At 46.5% G+C, this 7,652-nt stretch carries 8 protein-coding genes; 7 read left to right on the top strand and 1 reads right to left on the bottom strand.

Going from position 1 to position 7,652, the window contains the following annotated elements; genetic code table 11:
* Both JF818_RS00965 and JF818_RS00970 read left to right on the top strand, forming a co-directional pair.
* Positions 1–629 (top strand): ThuA domain-containing protein (locus JF818_RS00965; RefSeq protein WP_198890126.1); only part of this gene is annotated, 629 nt, incomplete at its 5' end.
* Between the two features lies 1 nt (position 630).
* Positions 631–1,710, top strand: coding sequence for a Gfo/Idh/MocA family protein (locus JF818_RS00970; protein WP_198890127.1), 1,080 nt, complete (start codon positions 631–633; stop codon positions 1,708–1,710).
* Here the strand turns inward: JF818_RS00970 and JF818_RS00975 are convergent.
* Entirely contained in the window at positions 1,700–2,203 is a 504-nt protein-coding gene (locus JF818_RS00975) for an asparaginase domain-containing protein (RefSeq protein ID WP_198890128.1), read from the bottom strand. The genes JF818_RS00970 and JF818_RS00975 overlap by 11 nt on opposite strands.
* 97 nt (positions 2,204–2,300) lie before the next feature.
* Here JF818_RS00975 and JF818_RS00980 point away from each other — a divergent pair, with 97 nt between their 5' ends.
* The 5 genes from JF818_RS00980 to JF818_RS01000 form a co-directional block, all read left to right on the top strand.
* Positions 2,301–3,404, top strand: coding sequence for an AI-2E family transporter (locus JF818_RS00980; protein ID WP_198890129.1), 1,104 nt, complete (start codon positions 2,301–2,303; stop codon positions 3,402–3,404).
* A 328-nt stretch (positions 3,405–3,732) separates the two neighbouring features.
* Positions 3,733–4,746: an ABC transporter substrate-binding protein gene (locus tag JF818_RS00985; RefSeq protein ID WP_198890130.1), complete on the top strand. Its 1,014-nt coding sequence runs from the start codon at positions 3,733–3,735 to the stop codon at positions 4,744–4,746.
* Positions 4,747–4,832: 86 nt separating this feature from the next.
* Positions 4,833–6,323 carry a sugar ABC transporter ATP-binding protein gene (locus JF818_RS00990; RefSeq protein ID WP_198890131.1) on the top strand — a complete coding sequence of 497 codons (1,491 nt, stop codon included), beginning with the start codon at positions 4,833–4,835 and terminating at the stop codon, positions 6,321–6,323.
* A 21-nt stretch (positions 6,324–6,344) separates the two neighbouring features.
* Complete coding sequence (locus tag JF818_RS00995) at positions 6,345–7,298, top strand: ABC transporter permease (protein WP_198890132.1); 954 nt, start codon at positions 6,345–6,347, stop codon at positions 7,296–7,298.
* A gap of 12 nt (positions 7,299–7,310) precedes the next feature.
* A partial coding sequence (locus JF818_RS01000) for an FGGY family carbohydrate kinase (RefSeq protein WP_255528422.1) occupies positions 7,311–7,652 on the top strand: 342 nt, incomplete at its 3' end.

The following is a 7,652-nucleotide window of genomic DNA, read 5'->3' on the forward strand; positions in this document are numbered from 1 at the left end:
GCTTTGAGGTTCGCAAGGAACGTGATCTTGAGGTTCTTCAGAATAGAGAGGACCTATTCAGTCTGGACCTCTTTGTTCCAGTATGGACCATGGGGACGTTCGAAAGCAAACAGACAGGAATCCTTGCGGACGCCATAGCCAGTGGAGTAGGAGTTGCAGGGTGTCATGGTGGCATGTGTGATGCCTTCAGGACCAACGTGCTTTGGCAGTTTATCATGGGAGGCAACTGGGTTGCTCATCCCGGATCTGACGGAGTTCCCTATGAAGTGAATATCAAGCAGAGCTCCAGCCCTCTGGTAGCTGGTATCAAGGACTTCTCTCTCTCCAGTGAGCAATATTACCTCCATGTAGATCCGGCTGTGGAAGTCTTGGCAACTACCAAGTTTCCCACTGTTGACTGGTATCACTCAACCAATGGAGTTGTTCAGATGCCGGTTGTCTGGACCAAGAAATGGGGGCATGGAAGAGTTTATTACAACTCGCTTGGGCACCACAATGATATCTTCGACATTCCTGAGGCCTGGGAGTTGATGAAGAGAGGACTGCTCTGGGCTGCGGACGGAAAAAGGATTGCCAAAGAGCAGAATCTGGACATAGAGATGTTCACAAGTGATAGGAAGATGTTCTGATATGAAAAAACTTAAAGTAGCAATCATCGGTTTGGGAAAGATCAGCGGGATCTATCTGGAGAACTTGAGTGGAATGTTCAAGAAACAGGTGGAGTTGGTCGGTGTAGTGGACTTGATACAGGAACGTGCCAAGGAGATTGCTGAGACCTACCAGGTAAAACAGTATGCATCAGTTGAGGAACTTCTGGGAGATCCTTCTGTGGAACTGGTGCTTAATCTAACCACTCCCCAAAGTCATTTTGCTCTCTGTAAGCAAGTACTGGAAGCCGGAAAGCATGTCTATGTGGAAAAGCCACTTTCTCTTACTGCAAAGGAAGCTTCTGCCTTGGTACAGCTTGCCCAGGAAAAACACTTGGTGCTTGGGGGTGCTCCTGATACATTCCTCGGCTCTGGAATCCAAACTTGTCGGAAGCTCATCGATGATGGCTGGATCGGACGGCCGGTGGCAGCCTCAGCCTTCATGATGAATCATGGTCATGAGAGTTGGCACCCAGACCCAGAATTCTATTACCAGACCGGTGGTGGTCCACTCTTTGATATGGGACCTTATTACATTACTGCACTGGTCAATCTGCTTGGTCCTGTCCAATCAGTTGCAGGATATGCACAGAAAAGCTTTCCTCAGCGGGTTATTACCAGTGAGCCAAAGCAGGGAAAGGTGATTGATGTCGAAGTGGATACGCATATCGCAGGTTTGCTGCAATTCGTTTCTGGATGCGTTGCCACCTTGGTGACCAGTTTTGATGTGTGGAAACACAGTATGCCGAGGATTGAAATTTACGGGACTGAGGGCTCGCTCCGTGTCCCCGATCCCAATACCTTTGGGGGACCCATATCTTACTGCAGGATGGGTGAGAAAGAGTGGACGGATATACCGCTACTCTTTGACTACCCTGAGAACTCTCGCGGTCTTGGTATTGCCGATATCGCCGAGGCGATTGAGCGTGGCAGTGAATATCGAGCCAGTGGCGATTTGACTCGGCATGTTGTTGATGTCATGGAGAGTATCCTGAAAGCATCTCATGAGCATGTACAGGTTCAGCTCTCATCAACATGTGAGCAGCCTTCTCCTAGGAGATAGGTTCAAAAACTCCTTTGTCCTTGTTTTTCCTGCAGTTGTCATGAGGAAAAACCCTTCCACTCATGGTGATGTATACCCCGGGTGGGAGGAGCTGGACAGCGGTAAGCGCACAACCTAGATTGAATACAGCATCAGAATTTTCCAGGGAGTAGGGGATCATGGCACCAGTCAATACCACTGTTCTGCTTGTATCCTCTTTCAGTGCCTCAGCAATAACAGATGCAGTTCTGCACATGGTGTCAGTGCCATGAACGACTACAATTCTCTCTTCAGGGCTATGTACGCAGGTTTGGGCTATTTCTTCCCTCTGCTCATCGGTCATGAAGAGGCTGTCAATTGCCAATGGCCCTTCCAGGTGGATGCTCAGCGTACAGCGAGCCTGATTCAGGATTCTTGGTAGTTGGGACTCTCTGAAAGTCAATTCACCACTGATTGCATCGTACTGTTTATCGAATGTCCCGCCTGTGGTAATGATCCGAACATCCTGAGCCATGGGTTCCCTCCTGGATTTCTGCAGTAAAGTATAGCACAGGTTACACTTTGGGGAGTTTGGATTGCAACCCAACTTTTCTTATGCAATACTCATTTTCATGATGGATAAGAAAACCTTTCGCAGTATTGCTCACCTTCTCATACTCGCAGCAGTTCTAGCTCTTGTGGTAGTGTATTTCTCTACCGTTCAGTCTGGGCTTATGAAGCTCTGGGGACTGCTTATGCCGCTTCTCCTTGGTATTGTATTTGCTTATCTTGTTGACATACCTGCCAAGTGGATGGAAAAAAGGGTCTTTGGAAAGCTGAAGAGTCCTCTTGCGGCTCGGGTTATCGCGGTATTCATTTCTCTCATATTCTTCTTGGTGTTGATCACCGGTGTGTTGATCCTGTTATTACCCCAGTTGGGATTGGCGGTCAGGCAGTTCAGTACCAATCTACCGGTTCTCTACCAGGATTCTGTGTCCTCACTGGAACAGTTCATGCATACCCGCCCTGAGCTTGAACAGGGGTTTTCCATCATTGAAGGGTATATATACACCTTTGTTGAAAATCTGAGATCTTCATCTCCCAAGATTGCAGATTATGCACTCTCACTCCTGGGAGGAGCGATCAATGGTGTTGTGAATGCTGCAATTGCACTGGTTTTCAGTATTTATCTGCTTTTTGGAAAGCGTAGATTGTTGTCCCAGCTTGCATATCTGATGGAACGATTCATACCTGAGAAGTACTGCCGGAAAATTGTACATGTGAAAGTGATCGCCAACAGAACATTTGGCAAGTTCTTCACGGGACAGTTCGTGGAAGCAATCATCTTGGGTTCTCTTTGTACACTCGGGATGTTGCTCTTCCGCTTCCCCTATGCCCTGACCGTTGGTTCGGTAGTGGGTATGACAGCCATCATCCCATTGGTTGGTGCCTATCTTGGAGGGGCAATCGGATTCGTTCTGCTCTTCAACCAAGGGTATCAGACGGCTCTCTTGTTTGTACTCTTCCTGGTTATCCTCCAACAAATGGAAGGAAATATAATCTACCCTAGGGTAGTGGGCACTTCTGTAGGACTTCCAGGGGTATGGGTGTTCACTGCAGTCATTCTAGGGGGAGGCCTGTTTGGTATTCCTGGTATTCTGTTTGGGGTACCGTTTGTTGCTACCATCTATCAGTTGCTGAAAGCGGAGAAGGAACAAGAGAGTTCTGTTGATTGAGCAATGGACAATGTTATTAAGAAAACCTACTGACATGTATAATGCTGAAGAATTGGACATAATTCTTCTCTCTAGGTGTGTCCGAAGTGGACGTACATTTGTGTCCAAAGTGTACAGTCTGTCTAATACATGTTCAAAATATATACATAGTCACCATGCATATGTGTCTTGAAACCTAGTCTTATAGTGATAAAACATTTACCCATGAAATTTATAAAATAATAATATATATAAAGATACTTACATTATGTGAACAATATCATGATAATTGGCACAATTTATGCACTATTCTTTGTAACAGTTTTTTTCAACATTAGGAGGAAAAAAAATGAAGAAAGTGCTATGTGCCATACTTTTGGTCACAATCGTAATGTCCGGCTTGTTTGCACAAGGTGCACAAGAAGCAGATGGCCCAAAGGGTGAAAAACCCTATGAGATTGCAGTAATCATCAAGGCTACTGACTCTGATTTCTGGCAGTACTTGCTCGTTGGTGCTCTCAACTATGAGTTTGAGAATCCCGATTTGGTCAACGTAACGACCTACGGCCCACCCTCTGAGTCAGATATTGACCAGCAGATTGCAATCCTCGAGAACGTCATTTCGACGAATCCCGATGGTATTGTCATTTCGTCCACAAGTTCTGACGCTTCTGTGCCAGCTCTTGAGATGGCCTATGACAAGGGAATCAAGATTGTTACCGTTGACAATAGGGTAAACACCGACAAGGTGCATACCTTCTTGGCTACCGACAACACCCTTGGTGGTTCTCTTGCAGCAGAGAAGATGGTTGAGTATCTGAAGAAGAACAACATCTCCACCGCTGGAAAGAAAGTTGCTGTGGTAAGTGCAATGGCTGGTGTCCAGGTATTGACTGACCGTGACAATGGATTCATCACCCGTATCAAGGAATTGATCCCCAGTATCGAGTTGATCCCCACCAGATATGTCGACAATGACATCATCAAGGCTCTCTCCACCACTGAGGACCTGATCACCACCTATGGTAGTGACCTGATCGGTATCTTCGCAGACAACAACCACTCAGCAGACGGTGTCTCCCGTGCAATTGCAGAGCAGGGTCTGCACAACAAGATCATGGTAACTGCATACGACTCCGACCCAGAAGAAGTTGCAGCAATCAAGAGTGGTGCTATCAAGGCAATCATGGTTCAGGATCCTTACGGCATGGGCTACAAGGGCGTCGATTCAGCAGTAAAGGCTATCGAAGGTGCAACCCTTCCTGAATATGTCGATACTGGTGTAGTTGTTGTTGAGCAGCACAATGTAAATGATCCAGAAGCACAAGGTATTCTCGATCCGTTCACACTGAAAAAGTATTGATAGGTTCTCTGAACTGAAGTCTCTGGCTCCTCTCGATAGGAGGAGCTGGAGACATGTTTAGCTGTATAAAAGGAAGGAGGTCCGGAATGGAGACAAGACCATTCTTGGAGTTGAAGGGAATATCCAAGCAATTTCCTGGAGTCAAGGCACTCGACAATGTGGATTTAACCATCTATCCCGGTGAGGTACATGCCTTGGTAGGGGAAAATGGTGCGGGAAAATCCACTATCATCAAGATTATCATGGGCGTCTACCAAGAGGATGAGGGAACGATTTCTCTGGATGGGAAGCAGGTTACCATACCGAATGTTATTGAAGCAGACCGCTTGGGCTTGGCAGCTGTTTACCAGGATTTGACACTTGCTGCTGACCTTTCTATTGGGGAGAACTTCTTCATGGGACAATTTCCCCGGAAGAAGAATGGAATGATTGATTGGAATCATGTGTATTCCAAGACTGCAGAAACCTTGAAAGCACTGAATGTGGATGTCGATCCAAGACTCCGCATCACCGAGCTTTCTCCTGCAATGCAGGAAATGGTTGCAATCGCAAAGACTGTTCACAAGAAATCGAAGCTGGTCATTTTTGATGAACCAACTGCCTTGTTGAGCAATGAAGAAGTAGAAATATTGTTTGAGATCATCAAGAAGCTAAAAGCTTCCGGCATCTCAGTAATTTACATATCTCACCGCCTGGAGGAAATCTTTACCGTCTCTGATCGCGTAACGGTGCTCAAGGATGGCCAGCATGTAAAAACAGTTCCGGTTAAGGAAACAAATGAAGACCAATTGATTTCCTACATGGTCGGACGTTCTCTTACCGACATGTACAATATCGAACACTATCCCAAAGGGGAAGAGTTGTTGCGAGTTGAGGATCTGAATCGTGGTAAAGCACTGAAGAATATCTCCTTCTCTGTGAAGCAAGGAGAAATCTTTGGATTGTTCGGCCTCGTCGGTTCTGGAAGAACCGAGGTTGTCAGGGCAATTTACGGAGCAGATACCATCGAGAGTGGTACCATCTATTTCAAGGGGCAGAAGGAAGTCATCAAGCATCCTTCAAAGGCCATCTCCCTGGGGATTGGACTATTGCCGGAGGACCGGAAACACCAAGGCCTTGCCTTGAGCCAATCCATCAATCACAACATCAATCTGGCATCCTATAAAGCAATCTCAAAATTCAATTTTGTATTGGGGAAGAGAGAGCGGGAGCGTTCAGTGGAGTATGTAAAGCAATTGAAGGTAAAGACACCTTCCATCCATCAGCTGGTAGGGAACCTCTCAGGGGGAAACCAGCAGAAGGTTATCATTGCCAAATGGCTCTGCTGCGAGAGCAAACTGTTCATTTTTGATGAACCAACAGTAGGAATTGATGTCGGGGCAAAACAAGAGATCTATAAGTTGATCGAGCAATTGACGAAGGATGGGCATGCAGTCATTTTGATTTCCTCATACCTTCCTGAGGTCATGGGGCTTGCCGATAGAATTGGGGTTTTGCATGAGGGATCAATGCCACACATTGTTGAACGAGAAGCATTCAGCGAGGAAACCTTGCTGAGATACGCATCAGGTTTGTGATTGGAAAGCAAGGAGATAGAGATGAAACTGTTATCAAAGAAAAATAATAAATTCAGGATTGCTGAAGGCAACTTGTTGGTAATTGTAATTGTATTGATGGTGATACTTTCGTTTGCAACGAAGAATTTTTTCACTGTCAATAATTTGAGGAATCTGGTTCGCCAAACCTCGGTCAACGGCATTATTGCTCTTGGGATGACCTTTGTCATCATCTCAGGGGGAATTGATCTGTCTGTTGGATCCGTAGTAGGGGTTGCCAGCATTGTTGTTGCGAAACTTCTGGTTGCAGGAATAGGAATATTCCCCGCTATCCTGATAGCTCTCCTGGTTTGTATTCTCCTTGGTACCCTTAATGGGTTGATCATCCACTATGGTAAGGTACCTCCTTTTATTGCCACCTTGGGAATGATGCAGGCAGCACGTGGTATTGTCATGTTGCTCTCCAATGCACGTATGATCGCAGGGCTCCCAAAAAGTTTTACTGGCTTCGCACAGTTGGTGTTTCTTGGTTTCCCATCACTCTTCTTTGTTTGGTTCCTGGTCATTCTCGTTACCTTTGTAGTGACTACCAAGACCATTTTCGGACGGAATATTTTTGCCTATGGAAGCAACATCGAAGCTGCAAGACTATCGGGGATCAACACCGCAAAGGTAACCGTGAGTGTATATGCCATGAGTGGTTTGCTGAGCGGCATTGCCGGCATCCTGATGACCAGCCGTCTCGGTAATGGTATCCCAACTGCTGGGCAAGGGTATGAGATGGATGCAATCGCATCTGCCGTCGTCGGTGGAGCAAGTTTGAGTGGAGGCTCAGGAACCATCATCGGTACCGTGCTGGGTGCTCTGTTGATCTCCCTTATTCAGAACGGAGGCAACTTGCTGGGTATCAATGCTTTCATCCTGCAGATCATCGTTGGTGTCCTGATCGTAGCCTCTGTTTGGTACGACCAAATCAGAAAGACCACAAAGAACTAAAAGGGGAATGCAATGAAGCGATATGTCTTGGCACATGACTTGGGGACATCAGGCAACAAAGCAACACTGTTTGATGAGCAGGGAGCATTGGTGGAGAGTAGGGTTACGCCCTACAATATGGAGGTATTCAACTCCAATTGGGCTGAGCAAGACCCTTCCATCTGGTGGAATGCTGTATGCTCTTCTTCCAGGGAAGTGCTCTCGACCATCAACCCCAAGGATGTTGTAGCTGTTTCCTTCAGTGGGCAGATGATGGGTTGTCTGCCGGTAGATAGGGAAGGAAAACCGCTGCACAATGCCTTGCTGTATTGCGACCAGAGGAGTACAGAAGAGGAGCAGGAGTTCATCCAAGCT

Source organism: Sphaerochaeta sp. S2, assembly GCF_016406725.1.
GTDB lineage: Bacteria > Spirochaetota > Spirochaetia > Sphaerochaetales > Sphaerochaetaceae > Sphaerochaeta.